The organism is Halomonas hibernica, assembly GCF_013183775.1.
Classification (GTDB): Bacteria; Pseudomonadota; Gammaproteobacteria; order Pseudomonadales; family Halomonadaceae; genus Vreelandella; species Vreelandella citrativorans.
In genome coordinates, this window is record NZ_VIFN01000001.1 from 249,648 (window position 1) to 264,272 (window position 14,625).

The following is a 14,625-nucleotide window of genomic DNA, read 5'->3' on the forward strand; positions in this document are numbered from 1 at the left end:
TAGTAACAACAACCCCGCAAGCCCAGGCTTGCGGGGTTGTTGTTTTATAAGTAACGCTTATTATTTCTATAATATGGACAAGATACGATGATTTTAAAGTAAAGAGAAAGGTGCTTCGGATGAGCTTAATTACTCAAAAGCAGGCTGCAAGGACAAATAAGAAGGGCCAGTCGCCTGAGCAAGCGCTTCATCGGGAATGGGAGCGTATTATCAAGCTGAAAGCGGGTAACGAACGGCTTGAGGATGATTTGAAAACCTTTGAAAAAGAATGCCTAGAGGTTATCGGGCCAGTAGAAGAGCAGGCGGCAGAGGCAATACTGGACCAAACCCGGCATTTAGGTACCTTTTTGTCGCGTAAATCATTAGCCCAGTGGCAACGCGCCGAGTTGATGGGCTGGATTGAAGAAAATCTAAACGATCTTCTGGCAAATCCTTTCTGTGATAGGCAAGTGCTTGAGGAGGTGCTTCAGCATATCGTTGATATGGATAACAGTAGGCTATCGCCGGAGCAGAGGCACGCGTATCAAAATAATAATGAAGATGGCATGAATGATGGTGCTCAGTATGCGCAAGAGGACTCAGAAGATATTGACAGTGAGAGCTTTGAGGCTTTGGAAGAGGAGCTTTTTGAAGAGTTCTTTCATCAGCAGCAAGAGCAGCAGCAAGAAAGAGAGCGGGAGCAAGAAGGTCAACAATCCTTGCAAGCGATGCTGGGAAAGTCATCTGTCAATATGATCTTTCGACGCTTAGCTCGCCTGCTGCATCCTGACCGAGAGTTGGATGCTGATCTTAAGCAGCTACGTGGCGAGCAGATGGGGCGAGCGACTCATGCAAGAGACAGCAACGATCTATTCACGCTGTTTTCAATGTATGAGGAGCATGTCGGCGAGTCACCCTTGGCTGACTTGGGGGATGATAAAAAGGTGCTAAAATTGCTGAAATCTTACTCGCGGACATTGCGGGAGCAGCGTGACGATATTATTAATGTTACTCCTATACGTGCGGGTTTTTATCAGCATTTTTATGATGCCAAACCAGAGATTAGAAAGCGTAAACTACAGGAGTATTGCAAGAAGGCAAGAGATCAGGCGAAGCGAGAAAAAGAGATTACTCACTCCATTCGCAGTATTGCGACACTCAAGCCTCATCTGGAAGAACGCTATGACATGGGGATGTCTCAGTTTGCTGTCGAAAGCTTGCTAGCATCCTATTAGCGCGTTTTTTGATCTCGCGACGGTGTGCAACCATTTGGGGGATTCTCGTAGCGCGTGGTAAGCGCAGCGCACCCGCGGGAGCAGCGCGCAGCGTTGCCGGGGTTGATTCTTTGCCTCTAGGCGTCGCACCGCCGCCATTCGCGGGTGCCTTGCCGTTCGTTCCTCACGGCGCGTTACCACGCGCTACAATGTGTGCAGCCATCTGAGGGGATTCTTGTAGCGCGTGGTAAGCGCAGCGCACCCGCAGCGGCGGCCCGGCGCGGAAGCAGCGCGCAGCGGTGCCGGGGTTAATTATGTGCCTTTAGGCGTCGTACCGCCGCCATTCGCGGGTGCCTTGCCGTTCGTTCCTCACGGCGCGTTACCACGCGCTACAATGTGTGCAACCATCTGAGGTGATTCTTGTAGCGCGTGGTAAGCGCAGCGCACCCGCGGGAGCAGCGCGCAGCGTTGCCGGGGTTGATTCTGTGCCTCTAGGCGACGTACCGCCGCCATTCGCGGGTGCCTTGCCGTTCGTTCCTCACGGCGCGTTACCACGCGCTACAATGTGTGCAGCCATCTGAGGGGATTCTTGTAGCGCGTGGTAAGCGCAGCGCACCCGCGGGAGCAGCGCGCAGCGTTGCCGGGGTTAATTATGTGCCTTTAGGCGTCGTACCGCCGCCATTTGCGGGTGCCTTGCCGCTCGTTCCTCACGGCGCGTTACCGCGCGCTACGATGTGTGCAGCCATCTGAGGGGATTCTCGTAGCGCGTGGTAAGCGAAGCGCACCCGCGGGAGCAGCGCGCAGCGGTGCCGGGGTTGAATGCGGTGGCGCAGCCGGGGCGTCGTACCGCCGCCATTCGCGGGTGCCTTGCCGTTCGTTCCTCACGGCGCGTTACCGCGCGCTTGAGGGGATTCTCGTAGCGCGTGGTAAGCGCAGCGCACCCGCAGCGGCGGCCCGGCGCGGGAGCAGCGCGCAGCGGTGCCGGGGTTGATTATGTGCCTTTAGGCGTCGTACCGCCGCCATCCGTGCGCAGCCACCTGACGGTGATTCACGTTAAAGCACTAATCACGAAGGCTCATGATGCGCCATTGGCGCTGTTCGGCTACCTGGCGGAGGGTGTTGTCCGGGTCAACGGCTACCGGGTGATCAACCTCTTCAAGCAACGGCAGGTCATTATGTGAGTCGCTGTAAAACCAGGCGCCGTCCAGCGTAAAGTCCTTGTCTTCTAACCATTCATGCAAACGGGTAATTTTGCCTTCCCGATAACTGGGGATGCCGGAGACGCGCCCGGTATAGCGACCATTCTCCATTTCCGGGTTAACCGCGATCAAATAATCAACGCCCAAGCGCTCAGCAATGGGAGCGGTAATAAAATGGTTGGTCGCGGTCACAATAAGCAGCGTGTCACCCCGGGTGCGGTGCCGGGCCAATAACTCTTCGGCCTTGGACAGAATATGCGGTTCTATCTTGCTGGCCATAAATTGCTGGTGCCAAGCCGCTAACTGTTCAGGTGTGTTATCCGCTAACGGCTTAAGTGCCACTTCCAGAAACGCCGCCATATCCAGCGTGCCCGCCTTGTAATCGGCCATAAAACGCTCGTTGGCTTCGCGATAGGCGATGGGGTCTACAGCGCCTTGCTCGAGCAAAAACTCACCCCATGCATGATCGCTGTCGATGGATATCAGCGTATTATCCAGATCGAAAATAGCCAGGCTCACGGCGCTCCCCTTATGGTCGATTGTCGTTTGAAATTTATAGGTGTGAACGGCAAAACAAAGGGGCGGATTATCGCAGAGTCCTTGGTTCTTTCCCACCCGAGCCGCGCACGTGTTCACGACTTGGCGTTATATTGTATTGATACGCTTGTCACCCTTGTGGAAAAATGGGGATAACTGAAAATTTAATAAGGTGATGTCCGTGATCGACGCTGACGGCTTTCGCCCCAATGTTGGCATTATCATTGCCAACAGCCAGGGGCAGCTGCTTTGGGCGCGTCGTGTAGGACAGAATGCGTGGCAGTTTCCCCAGGGAGGCATTAACGCAAGCGAAACACCGCAACAGGCTCTTTTTCGTGAGCTTTTTGAGGAAATCGGCCTAACCGCCGATGATGTTGATATTATCGCCTGTACCCGGGGATGGCTGCGCTACCGTCTACCACGACGCATGATTCGTACCCATTCACGGCCAGTGTGTATTGGCCAAAAACAGAAATGGTATTTGCTTAGAATTCGCTGTCAGGAAAATCGAATTTGTATGACGGCAACGCCCAAACCTGAATTCGATGGTTGGCGGTGGGTGAGCTATTGGTACCCACTCGGGCAAGTGGTACCGTTCAAACGAGAGGTGTATCGGCGCGCGCTAAGAGAGCTTTCTCCCCGCGTTCAGCGCTTGGCACAAGATGATGAAAAATAACGTGCTCCACGGCTCTGGATGAGCGGTGAAAGTCTGTCGAAAAGATCCTCAGCGAGGCAAACAATGTGAAAAGTAAAACGTCCATGCTTGAGGTATTGCGTCGTGTTATTCAGGAAGTAAACGGTGCACGCAACCTGGACGCCGCGCTGTCGACGATGGTGCGTCGTATCCGCAAGGCCATGCAGACCGATGTGTGCTCATTCTACCTTTATGATAAAGAGCTTGAATCGCTCGTTTTAATGGAAACGATTGGTCTGCGTACTCAAGCGGTAGGGCGCGTTGTGCTACCGTTAGGGGAAGGGTTGGTGGGCCAAGTGGCCAAGCGCAGCGAGCCCTTGAACCTGGAAGATGCACGGCTTCACCCTCATTTTCGCTATTTTGAATCGACCGGTGAGGAGCGCTATTCCAGTTTTCTAGGCGTGCCGATTATTCACCAGCGCCATATGCTGGGTGTGCTGGTTGTTCAGCAGGCTGAAAAACGCCGCTATGATGATCAAGATGAAGCCTTCCTGGTCACCATGGCCGCTCAGTTGGCAGGCGTGCTGGCTCATGCGTTGGCAACGGGTAACCTTGCGCGGCCTGCCTTACCGGGCGGGCAGACCATGTTTAAAGGGGTCGCAGCGTCGCCCGGTGTTGCCATGGGCGAGGTGGTCGTTATTACGCCACCGGCTGACCTTAATAGCGTGCCAGACCTAATCCCCAATAATGAAGCGTATGAAATTGCGCGTTTAAAAGAGGCGATCGGTAAAACTCGCGATGAAATTCGTGCAGCGGCCGAGCGTCTGGTCAACCGAATCTCCTCCCAGGAGCTGGCGCTTTTTGATGTTTACCAGCAGATGCTGGGTGAAGCAGCCCTTTCTGAAGAGGTTGAAAAGCGTATTCGTGAAGGGCAGTGGGCGCCGGGTGCGCTTGCCGATGTAGTGCGACGCCACGTTCAATATCTGGAGCGGGTAGATGACGATTATCTCCGCGAGCGCGCTGCGGATATTCGTGATTTAGGCCGCCGGGTGTTGGCCCATTTGCAAGAGGGAGCGCCCTCAACGCCTGAAACCTACCCCGATAACGCCATTTTAGTGGGCGATGAAATTAGTGTCGCCATGTTGGGCGAAGTGCCGCGAGAGAAGCTCAAAGGGTTGGTTTCTGTGCGAGGTTCAGGTACATCGCACGTTGCCATTGTCGCCCGTGCTATGGGGATCCCCACGGTGCTGGGCATGATGGATTTACCCTTGCCACGCTTAAGTGGCGCACCGGTTGTGTTGGACGGTCACCGTGGGCGGCTGTTTGTTCGTCCGTCGGCTGAGCTGACGTCGCGTTATGAAAGCTTAATTGCGGAAGAGCAAGCGTTAAGCGAGCTTCTGGAGCATGAGCAGGACCAGCCCAGTACGACCCCGGATGGCCATGAAATACCGCTGATGGTCAATACAGGGCTGGCGGTAGATGCCACCACACTGCTCAAAAGCCGTATTGCGGGTGTTGGGCTTTATCGTACGGAAGTGCCGTTTATGATTACTGAGCGCTTCCCCGGCGAACAAGAGCAGATGCGCATGTATCGCGAGCAGTTGGAAGGGTTTGCGCCCTTGCCCGTGGTAATGCGTACGCTGGATATTGGGGGCGATAAAGACCTGCCTTATTTCCCCATTGAAGAGGCTAATCCTTTTCTAGGCTGGCGCGGGATGCGGGTAACGCTGGATCATCCTGAAGTGCTCATGGTGCAGCTGCGTGCCATGCTGAAGGCTTCTCATGGTTTAAACAACCTCTCTGTGCTTTTCCCGATGATTACCAATGTCGAGGAAGTGGATGAGGCGCTGCGGCTATTGGATCGCGCGATTATTGAACTGGGGGAAGAGGACATCATCATAAAACGTCCCAAAGTGGGCGTGATGATTGAGGTGCCAGCGACTATTTATCAAATGGATGCGCTGGCAAAGCGGGTCGACTTTTTCTCTGTGGGCAGTAACGATCTCACCCAGTATTTGCTGGCGGTTGACCGTAACAATGCACGGGTTTCCAGCCTTTATGATGCAATGCATCCGGCACTGTTAGGCGCCCTGCAGGAGCTTTCCCAGGATGCCAAGCGGCTTAATAAACCCATTTCGTTATGCGGCGAATTGGCCGGTGACCCCGCGGGGGCGCTGTTATTGATGGCCATGGGGTTTAACGCGCTTTCAATGAACGCCCCCAGTTTACCCAAAGTGCGTGCGGCCATTCGGCGCGTGACACTTCATGATGCCAAAGCACTGCTGGCTGAGATCATGGGCCTGGACACGCCTTTCCAGGTACACGAGCATCTCAATAAGCGCATGGACGAGTGGCAGCTTTCGCACCTGTTGCCTCCACGCGATTAACGCTGCTGCCTCACGATATGGCCAGGGTCGTTTCGCCTTTGAAACGACCCATGGGCCCGAAGCGTTGCTCGGTGATGTTTATATGGCCTTGGTGATCAAGCGTTAACCAGCTCGTGGCGCGCGTGCCGTAAGTCTCGCCCAGAATAAACGCGGCAGAAAGCCTTCGCTCTAGCGCAAGCTCAACCCCTGTCTTGGGTAGCTGGGCGTCCGGCGCTCGTTGAGTGTTATGCAGCGCTTGGCCCAACGGAGAGCGCCAATTATCCAGCGAGCTTTGCGCTAGTGCTTCTCGCACGCTTTGCACTTTTGGCCAGGGAGTGTTCAATTCCGCATTGGAAAGGCCATGCACGCCGGGCGGCACATCGCTGAGCGTAATGCCGTGCTGGCCATGATGGAGATACCAAAGCCGGTCTGTGGTGGCGACTAACAAATTAAACCCTGCGTAGCGGTGAGCTTTATGGTGAGCAAGGTCGGTTAGCCACTGCTCAATATTGCTGCACTGGAGCGCATTGGCGACAAGTTCGCCCCGGCTGGGTGCATCGGGAGGTGTCGTCACCGCAAGGTCGCGTACATTGGTAAGCGCCGCGACTCTACCGCCTTGTGTGGCAGCAAGCCATGAGCCGCCTGCTTCAAGGTCACGCCCGCCTAAAAGGGAGGGGGCGTCATCCCAATAGCCTAAAGGCGCCGTTGGCCGGACATGAAGCTCATCACGATTACCTGCCAAGCGTAAGGGCTGCGCTGTGCCAGGTTGCCAGGCGAATGCTATCAAGCACATAGAGAGTCCTCAGCATTGGTCATTATCGACAAGCTCAGCATGACAGCTTAAGGGCATAGTCGTACACTTGTGCGAGTAACGTAACACTCATCACCTCATCGGGGTGAATTGTCTCTAGCCAATCAGGAAGGCGCGAACGCATGCAACGCAATCGCGAAGAGCATTTCTGGAACATCATCGTTTGGCCTACTCTCTGGCCAATGTTACTTATTCAGGCCGCGCTAGTCGTGCTGTGCATGCTGGTTGGGCTCGCCGTTTGGTGGATGTCGCCTACACAGGCGCCATGGAGTACCACCTTGTGGGTGGCGCTTGCACTGCTATTGGGCAGCTCCATGAATGTATCCGCCTTTCTGATGCTGGTTAAAGTACGTACAAAACAGAAAGAAGCCTATTTTATGCAGGAGCTGGACGAGCTTGAACGGCATAGTGAGTCGCTTCGGTATAGTGTCTTGCAAATGTTGCCTGACAAAAAGCACACCGTACCTGAACTCAACAGGGCGCCTGTTCGACCGCTGAGACGCCTGGCCCAAATGAATGAAATGTTTTCAGGGCTTGGGCGCTATATTGAAAGCGCTCAGCGATCACACCACCCCACCGAGCAAGTAAAAGAAGATCAGGCACTGTTGGATGATATTCATCATCAACAGCAGCAGCTAAAGCAGCTTGTTGCCGGGCGTGACCGGGCGCGAGAAGAGTCACGTTTAAAATCAGGTTATTTAACACTGCTTCAGCGTGAAACTGATGACCTGGATGAGCAGTTAGGACGCATCCTGGAAAGTGACGAGTGTTCGCAGTGTCGTCGTCAGGTCGTGGATATCCGCGAGCACTTGGCTGATGTGCGCACGCTGCTGACCAATCTGGTTTATCAACGTGTTAATGAGAACGACGTGACACCTGCCAATACCGTACCAAACCACGTTTTACGCGTTCTTGTGGTTGATGATGGTCCGGTTAACCTGATGCTGGCGCGGCAAATGCTGGAAGTTCACGAGTTAGAGGTCGAGGGCGTAAGCAGTGGCGAGCAAGCGCTTGAGCGCCAACAATCTAGCTCGTTTGATTTAGTCTTTATGGATATTTTTATGCCTACTCTTGATGGCTTGGAAACCACCCGGCGCTGGCGGGCATATGAACAGGCAAGCGGAAAGCGCCCTAGCATCCTGATTGCGCTAACGGCCAATGCGGACAATGCAGGCATTGCCGAATGCAAAAAAGCAGGTATGAATGATTTGCTCACCAAGCCTTATCAACCTGAAAAATTACTGGGCATGATTTCCAAATGGCTGCCCGATAGCCCACACAAGGCACCTGGCCAATGAGTGTGATGACTATTTTGTTGGGTTACTTAGCCTTGGGCGCGGCGGCAGGTACGATGGCGGGGCTCTTTGGTGTCGGTGGTGGGCTTATTATTGTTCCGGTACTGGTTTTTGCATTTGGCCTGCAAAACATACCGCCAGAGATCACCATGCATCTTGCCGTAGGCACGTCGTTGGCCACTATTGTCATCACCGGGGCCTCCTCTGCGCTGGGGCATTTTCGTCAAGGAAGTGTTTATCGCCCCTGGTTTTTAGCGCTGCTCCCAGGGTTGATGGTGGGCGCCATTGGCGGCGTGTTTATTGCGGGGAGTCTCTCGGGTGGCGTATTGGGCACGCTCTTTGGCATCTTTGTTTTGCTGTTAGCAACCAAGATGGTTTTTGGTCTATCGCCCAAGCCTGGCTCTCTTGCCCCAGGCAAATTTGCGATGGTCGTGGCCGGCGGTATAGTAGGCGCCATATCCGCTTTATTTGGCATCGGCGGCGGCGCAATGACGGTACCATGGTTGTCTCGGTGTGGAGCTACCATGACACAAGCCGTAGGTACCTCTGCTGCATGCGGGCTGCCTATCGCATTAGTGGGCGCCATTACCTTTATGGTAATGGGGTGGGGGCATCCGCTGTTACCTAACTGGGCTACCGGGTTTGTGATGTGGCCTGCTTTTTTCGGCATTGTCGTCACCAGCGTACCGTTTGCGCGTGTTGGTGTTCGCCTGGCCCATGTGTTACCTGCGCATGTATTAAGGTTGTGCTTTGCGCTGCTGTTGGCTGTGGTCGGTCTACGCTTCGTTTTGGCTTAATTAGTGCAGTAATGGCCTTAGTGACTTTCTTCCTCCTCCGTAATTAGAGTATTTCAATGATGAATTACCCAGCAATTGACCCTGTGGTGTTCTCCCTTGGGCCGCTTCAAGTGCATTGGTACGGCCTTATGTATGTCGTGGGGTTTATCGCCGCGTGGTGGTTGGGCTGTCGGCGAGCTTCTCGGATAGGGCTTACTAAAGACGATATTGGTGACCTGATATTCTACTGTGCGATAGGTGTGGTCGCTGGTGGACGGCTGGGGTATGCACTTTTTTACGGCTTAGGACAGTGGTCGGCTGACCCGCTATGGATCTTCCGTGTGTGGGACGGCGGCATGAGCTTTCATGGCGGGTTGCTCGGTGTGCTGCTGGCAGCCTGGTGGTTTGCACGCCGCAAGCAGCTTGCCTTTTTTACCCTGACGGATTTTATTGCCCCGCTGGTACCCATTGGCTTGGGCGCTGGTCGAGTAGGCAACTTTATTAACCATGAGCTTCCCGGGCGAGTAACATCGTTGCCGTGGGGGATGCCGTTCCCCGGGATGGGGCCAGAGCCACGCCATCCCTCAGCGCTTTACGAAGCCCTGCTCGAGGGGTTGGTGCTGTTTGTGATTTTGTGGTGGGTATCAGCCAAGCCCCGCGCGCGAGGCTTCATTTCAGGGCTGTTTTTACTCGGTTACGGCGCATTCCGCTTCCTGGTTGAATTTGTCCGCATGCCCGACGCGCATATTGGCTACCTGGCATTCGGATGGGTCACCATGGGAATGTTGCTGACGGTGCCCATGATCGCACTAGGATTAGTCCTTATGGCATGGTCACGCTCGCAACCGGTGGATGCCAAGGTTTAAACGTTAGTAGTGAAGTAAGTGCCAAAGCAACAGCGCGTTACACCCAAATAATCAAAAAGTTAGCCAATTTGTAGCGCGTGGTAAGCGCAGCGCACCCGCGAGAGCACCGCGCAGCGGTGCCAAGTGCAGAGAGGTGCCAAGATGCAGAGAGGTACCCATGGGCGCCGTACTGCCGCCTCCCGCGGGTGCCTTGCCGTTCGTCCCTCACGGCGCGTTACCACGCGCTACATTTAAATAATCAAAGCGTTAGATGAATTTGTAGCGCGTGGTAAGCGCAGCGCACCCGCGAGAGCACCGCGTAGCGGTGCCAAGTGCAGAAAGGTGCCAAGATGCAGTGAGGTACCAATGGGCGTCGTTCCGCCGCCTCCCGCGGGTGCCTTGCCGTTCGTTCCTCACGACGCGTTACCACGCGCTACATTTAAATAATCAAAGCGTTAGATGAATTTGTAGCGCGTGGTAAGCGCAGCGCACCCGCGGGAGCACCGCGCAGCGGTGCCAAGGCGAACGAGGTGCCCATGGGCGTCGTCCCGCCGCCTCCCGCGGGTGCCTTGCCGTTCGTTCCTCACGACGCGTTACCACGCGCTACAGTTGCATAATCAAAGCGTTAGATGAATTTGTAGCGCGTGGTAAGCGCAGCGCACCCGCGGAAGCACCGCGCAGCGGTGCCAATATGTAGAAAGGTGCCAAGGCGAACGAGGTACCCATGGGCGTCGTTCCGCCGCCTCCCGCGGGTGCCTTGCCGTTCGTTCCTCACGACGCGTTACCACGCGCTACATTTGAATAATCAAAGCGTTAGGTGAATTTGTAGCGCGTGGTAAGCGCAGCGCACCCGCGGAAGCACCGCGCAGCGGTGCAGGGCTTGCGAATGCTTCATCAGCCATTAATCCCTTGCGCTAGACCCTCGCAGCCAAGCGGCCTAGAATACGCTTCTATATAGCCTGCAATTTTGGAAACTCTGTGACTGTTACCACGCCTACATCAAATATGACGACGAATGCCAGCGCTCACCCTGCGCTTGAACAGCCGTATTTGGATCTAATGCGCACTGTGTTGGAGCATGGCGTAGACCGCGACGACCGCACCGGGGTGGGCACGCGCTCGGTGTTTGGTCATCAAATGCGATTTGATTTATCACGCGGCTTTCCACTGATAACAACGAAAAAACTGCATTTGCGCTCTATCATCCATGAACTCTTGTGGTTTCTGAAAGGCGATACCAATATTGCCTATTTACAGCAAAACGGTGTACGCATTTGGGACGAATGGGCGGATGAACACGGCAATCTTGGCCCTGTTTATGGCTATCAATGGCGCAGCTGGCCCGACCCAAAAGGAGGCAGCGTCGACCAAATTGCCAACGTGCTGAAGCAAATTCGTACCACACCACAGTCGCGCCGGTTGATAGTCTCCGCCTGGAATCCTGCTCAGGTTGATGAAATGAAACTGCCGCCTTGCCACTGTCTGTTTCAGTTCTATGTAGCAAATGGGCGCCTTTCCTGCCAACTTTACCAACGCAGTGCCGATATTTTTCTTGGCGTACCGTTCAATATTGCAAGCTACGCGCTACTGCTGGCGATGGTGGCGCAGGTAACGGGGCTTGAGCCGGGAGAGTTTATTCATACGCTGGGGGATGCACATCTCTATAGCAACCATTTTGAGCAAGCGGAAGAGCAGCTCACGCGTGAGCCGAAAGTACCGCCTCGGCTGGTGCTGAATCCTGAGGTGAAGGATCTATTTGCATTTACCTTTGATGATATCCACATCGAAGCGTATGACGCCCACCCCCATATAAAAGCCAAGGTAGCGGTATGAGCCTTACCAGCAATGAATTTGAACCCTTAGTCCCTGTTGCCATGATTGTAGCAATGTCCAAAAACCGTGTTATTGGTGTGGATGGTAAGCTGCCTTGGCATCTTCCGGAAGATCTTAAATTCTTCAAACGTATGACTCAGGCAAAACCGCTGGTAATGGGACGCAAAACGTATACCTCCATTGGCAAGCCGCTGCCGAATCGGCTTAATATAGTCGTAACGCATAATAAAGAGTTCGCACCTGACGGTGTTCGAGTCTGCCACGACTTGCCCGCCGCTTTGGCACTGGCAGACCAGCAGGCAACGATTGATGCGGCTGAAGAAATTATGGTGATGGGGGGAGGAGAGATCTACCGCCAAGCGCTACCGTTTGCACAGCGGCTTTACATCACAGAAGTAGATATTGAAGTGGTAGGTGATGCTGCATTCCCCGCATTGGCAGCAGGTGAGTGGCGGGAAGTGCAGCGTGTGGCTGGAACACCTTCTGAAGGCAAGCCAGCGTACGATTTTGTAGTTTATGAGCGCACTGCTGACTAAAAAAAGGTCAAAGGAGAAGGTATGGCCGCCAGCGTAATGCAGTTATTAGACAGCCTGGAGTCGCGCCTTGAGCAGGCTCAAGTAGAGTTGCAAGCCCTACGGCGGGAGAACGTGCAGTTAAAAGAGCAGCTCGCAACGCAAGCAGTTACGCAGCAACAAACGCTCGACGACTCCAGTGCGCCGAGTCAACAAGCAAGTACGGATGGCGTGCATGATGGCACAGAACAAGTGGCGCTGGCTCAGCCTGCGGTTGAGCCAAATCCCGAAGCCGATGACGCTGAAGCCCTCGCTACTCATGAAACGCAGCCACCGTCGCCTCATGCCCTTCTAAAAGAGTGGTATAAACGTTACCCGGATACCTTTTTCAAAGGCCATACGAAGCCCTTAAAAGTCGGTATTCATCAAGACCTGGCAGCACGTGAGCCTTGGTCAGGCAAGCTGATTCGCCGCGCCTTGGCTAATTACGTGAATTTACCGCGTTATTTAAAATCGGTACGGGAAGGGGGAGAGCGTATTGACCTGGATGGCCAGTTGGCCGGAAAGGTAGATAAAGAAGCAGCTTTGCACGCTGCGGAGAAGCGTAAGGCTAAACAAAAAAGAGTAGAGGCAACAGAGCGTGTAGAGCACACGCCACAAGGAAAGCCCTTAGAAAAAAAGAGTGCCCACCTCTCAATACCGGCGATAACGACGCAAACTCTCCAGGCCAAGGATGAAGAGGCGGATAAGGTTAGACAAGAGAAACCGTTGAGCATGGAAGATAAATTAAAAGACCTACAGCAAAGGTTCAAAGCGCGCTGAGACCTGATTACGCTGGTGGGGTTCCTTGAAATTGCTTATTTCATAAAAAAACACTGTTTTTTTTATTGCGTTAAGTGAAATCCCGGTATAGAGTTTGACGTGCGAGCATTGGACTATAACAAGGTTTGTTTGAGGACGTGCCACATACCACTGGGAAAAACCAGAGGATGAGAAAACGAGCACGGCCCGCAAGCCAACTGCTGAAGGCCCACATAAGCCCGGCAGCTACGATCGAAACAGTAAGCTAGTTAAGGAACCTATATCATGAAAAAGACACTTTTAGCGACTGCTATCATCGGTGCCCTGAGCGCCACAGCTGCCGCTCAAGCAGCTACCGTATATGACCAGGACGGCACCAAGCTGGACATCTATGGCCGTATCGGTCTGGGTATTGAAGGCGGTGGCTCTCAGTACAGCGATAAAACCTATACAGATGCAGATGGTAATACCCAAGCGCAGCGCATTAACCGCAGCGGCGATTTTGTAAACGTTGGTTCGCGTCTTGGTCTGCGCATGAGCCAGGCGATCACTAGCGACATGACTGCATTTGGTCGTCTTGAGTGGCGCTTCAAAGCCAACAGCAAAGAAGATGCTGGCAACGGCTTTGACGAACTGCGCCAAAGCTACCTGGGTATTCAGAGCCAGCAGTACGGTACCTTCCAGGCGGGTAACTTTGACAGCTTCTACCTGCAGTTCGTTTCCAGCCCGTTCGATGTTTACATCAACAACGGTCTGCAGTTCGCTGGTAACGGCAAACAGTCGCGTGGCGACTCTATTGGTTACTACACGCCTGATCTAGAAGGTTTCACTGCCTTCCTGCAGCTGAAAAACTACAGCGAGCGTGGTTATGTTGAGGATCCAAACGCTCCCCTATTTGACGGTCAAGAGCGGACTTCTGAGAAGGGCAACGTTATTGCTCCTCAGGGTGGTGTTCGTTATGAGAACGGTCCTGTTACGGTAGGTCTGGGTTTTGTTGAAGACGTACGCCGTGGCGGTGGTAACGGTGAGATGATGTACGGCCTGATCGGTCAGTACCAGTTCACCGACCAGTTCTCTGCGCGTCTCGGTTATGAGAACCGTCAGAATAATAATGACCAAGGCTACAAAGATAGCATGGGTGTGAATGACGAAAATGGCTACAACACGGTTGGTTTAGGTGCTACCTATACCACTGGTCCTTGGGCATTCACGGGTGATTTCTACAACATCAACCGTGACGACGGAAAGGATAACAGCAAAGCCTGGTCTCTGGGTGGCTACTACAAAGTTTCCAGCGCTATGGACGTGTTCGTGGAAGTTAACGATAACGATGCCAAAGCTGGTAGCGGTAGCGACAACAGCACTCGTCGCCAGGTCGATAACCTGACTGACGATGCATACTGGCTGACAGGCGTTCGTTACTTCTTCTAAGCCAGTTTTTGCTGTGCTTTAAGAGTAACTGCTTGATAACTTAATAGAACCGGCCTCACTTGGGGCCGGTTTTTTTATTCTCTAGATAGTTAGGGTTTTTCTTCGATTAGAATTATAGCTTTTTTAAAAAGTTTGACGTATGAAAATTAAAGCTTTTAAATCGAAGGTGCCCGTAAAGCATGATGGTTAAAAAGTATGCTTGGCGATCTTGGTAGCTCGCACCCATAGGATTCCCTTATAAAAGATTCGAGGTCTTTCTTGAATTGTTATTAATTAAAATTAAACACTTGCTATTTTGATGAGTAAAATAAAACAGCTTTCTTTGGAATAGTCGTATTGGTTGGAATAGAAGCGCTCAAAGGTCGGAGGGTTAATATTATTTAGGCCTGGGT

At 53.4% G+C, this 14,625-nt stretch carries 12 protein-coding genes; 10 read left to right on the forward strand and 2 right to left on the reverse strand.

Features of this window, described 5'->3' with window-relative positions:
• Positions 1–119: 119 nt before the first annotated feature.
• Positions 120–1,214 (forward strand): hypothetical protein, encoded by a 1,095-nt coding sequence (locus FKN99_RS01150; RefSeq protein WP_172116179.1) that lies wholly within the window; start codon positions 120–122, stop codon positions 1,212–1,214.
• Positions 1,215–2,254: 1,040 nt separating this feature from the next.
• On the opposite strand, the gene FKN99_RS01155 is transcribed toward FKN99_RS01150, so the two are convergent.
• Complete coding sequence (locus FKN99_RS01155) at positions 2,255–2,911, reverse strand: histidinol-phosphatase (protein ID WP_172116180.1); 657 nt, start codon at positions 2,909–2,911, stop codon at positions 2,255–2,257.
• A gap of 199 nt (positions 2,912–3,110) precedes the next feature.
• Here FKN99_RS01155 and FKN99_RS01160 point away from each other — a divergent pair, with 199 nt between their 5' ends.
• Entirely contained in the window at positions 3,111–3,605 is a 495-nt protein-coding gene (locus FKN99_RS01160; RefSeq protein ID WP_172116181.1) for an RNA pyrophosphohydrolase, read from the forward strand.
• 83 nt (positions 3,606–3,688) lie between these two features.
• Positions 3,689–5,950 carry a phosphoenolpyruvate--protein phosphotransferase gene (gene ptsP / locus FKN99_RS01165; RefSeq protein WP_172116747.1) on the forward strand — a complete coding sequence of 754 codons (2,262 nt, stop codon included), beginning with the start codon at positions 3,689–3,691 and terminating at the stop codon, positions 5,948–5,950.
• A gap of 10 nt (positions 5,951–5,960) precedes the next feature.
• Here the strand turns inward: ptsP and FKN99_RS01170 are convergent, their stop codons facing one another.
• Entirely contained in the window at positions 5,961–6,722 is a 762-nt protein-coding gene (locus tag FKN99_RS01170; RefSeq protein ID WP_172116182.1) for an NRDE family protein, read from the reverse strand.
• Between the two features lie 140 nt (positions 6,723–6,862).
• On the opposite strand from FKN99_RS01170, the gene FKN99_RS01175 reads away from it, so the two are divergent.
• The 7 genes from FKN99_RS01175 (at position 6,863) to FKN99_RS01205 (ending at position 14,233) form a co-directional block, all read left to right on the forward strand.
• Positions 6,863–8,038: a response regulator gene (locus tag FKN99_RS01175; protein ID WP_172116183.1), complete on the forward strand. Its 1,176-nt coding sequence runs from the start codon at positions 6,863–6,865 to the stop codon at positions 8,036–8,038.
• Positions 8,035–8,832, forward strand: coding sequence for a sulfite exporter TauE/SafE family protein (locus tag FKN99_RS01180; RefSeq protein WP_172116184.1), 798 nt, complete (start codon positions 8,035–8,037; stop codon positions 8,830–8,832). The genes FKN99_RS01175 and FKN99_RS01180 overlap by 4 nt, the downstream gene beginning before the upstream one ends.
• A gap of 56 nt (positions 8,833–8,888) precedes the next feature.
• Positions 8,889–9,677, forward strand: coding sequence for a prolipoprotein diacylglyceryl transferase (lgt, locus tag FKN99_RS01185; protein ID WP_172116185.1), 789 nt, complete (start codon positions 8,889–8,891; stop codon positions 9,675–9,677).
• Positions 9,678–10,661: 984 nt separating this feature from the next.
• Complete coding sequence (locus tag FKN99_RS01190; RefSeq protein WP_172116748.1) at positions 10,662–11,489, forward strand: thymidylate synthase; 828 nt, start codon at positions 10,662–10,664, stop codon at positions 11,487–11,489.
• Positions 11,486–12,025: a dihydrofolate reductase gene (locus FKN99_RS01195; protein WP_172116186.1), complete on the forward strand. Its 540-nt coding sequence runs from the start codon at positions 11,486–11,488 to the stop codon at positions 12,023–12,025. Before FKN99_RS01190 ends, FKN99_RS01195 begins: the two co-directional genes overlap by 4 nt.
• Positions 12,026–12,046: 21 nt before the next feature.
• Positions 12,047–12,823, forward strand: a complete 777-nt coding sequence (locus FKN99_RS01200; protein ID WP_172116187.1) for a ProQ/FINO family protein — start codon at positions 12,047–12,049, stop codon at positions 12,821–12,823.
• 264 nt (positions 12,824–13,087) lie between these two features.
• The gene (locus tag FKN99_RS01205; protein ID WP_172116188.1) at positions 13,088–14,233 is read left to right on the forward strand and encodes a porin; all 1,146 of its coding nucleotides are present in this window, start codon (positions 13,088–13,090) and stop codon (positions 14,231–14,233) included.
• Positions 14,234–14,625 lie beyond the last annotated feature (392 nt).

Excerpts from the sequence above, each read along its gene's own strand:
- FKN99_RS01150 (WP_172116179.1), top strand. The coding sequence starts at position 120 with ATGAGCTTAATTACTCAAAAGCAGGCTGCAAGGACAAATAAGAAGGGC.
- ptsP (WP_172116747.1), top strand. The coding sequence starts at position 3,689 with ATGCTTGAGGTATTGCGTCGTGTTATTCAGGAAGTAAACGGTGCACGC.
- FKN99_RS01170 (WP_172116182.1), bottom strand. The coding sequence starts at position 6,722 with ATGTGCTTGATAGCATTCGCCTGGCAACCTGGCACAGCGCAGCCCTTA.
- FKN99_RS01175 (WP_172116183.1), top strand. The coding sequence starts at position 6,863 with ATGCAACGCAATCGCGAAGAGCATTTCTGGAACATCATCGTTTGGCCT.
- FKN99_RS01180 (WP_172116184.1), top strand. The coding sequence starts at position 8,035 with ATGAGTGTGATGACTATTTTGTTGGGTTACTTAGCCTTGGGCGCGGCG.
- lgt (WP_172116185.1), top strand. The coding sequence starts at position 8,889 with ATGATGAATTACCCAGCAATTGACCCTGTGGTGTTCTCCCTTGGGCCG.
- FKN99_RS01190 (WP_172116748.1), top strand. The coding sequence starts at position 10,662 with ATGACGACGAATGCCAGCGCTCACCCTGCGCTTGAACAGCCGTATTTG.
- FKN99_RS01195 (WP_172116186.1), top strand. The coding sequence starts at position 11,486 with ATGAGCCTTACCAGCAATGAATTTGAACCCTTAGTCCCTGTTGCCATG.
- FKN99_RS01200 (WP_172116187.1), top strand. The coding sequence starts at position 12,047 with ATGGCCGCCAGCGTAATGCAGTTATTAGACAGCCTGGAGTCGCGCCTT.
- FKN99_RS01205 (WP_172116188.1), top strand. The coding sequence starts at position 13,088 with ATGAAAAAGACACTTTTAGCGACTGCTATCATCGGTGCCCTGAGCGCC.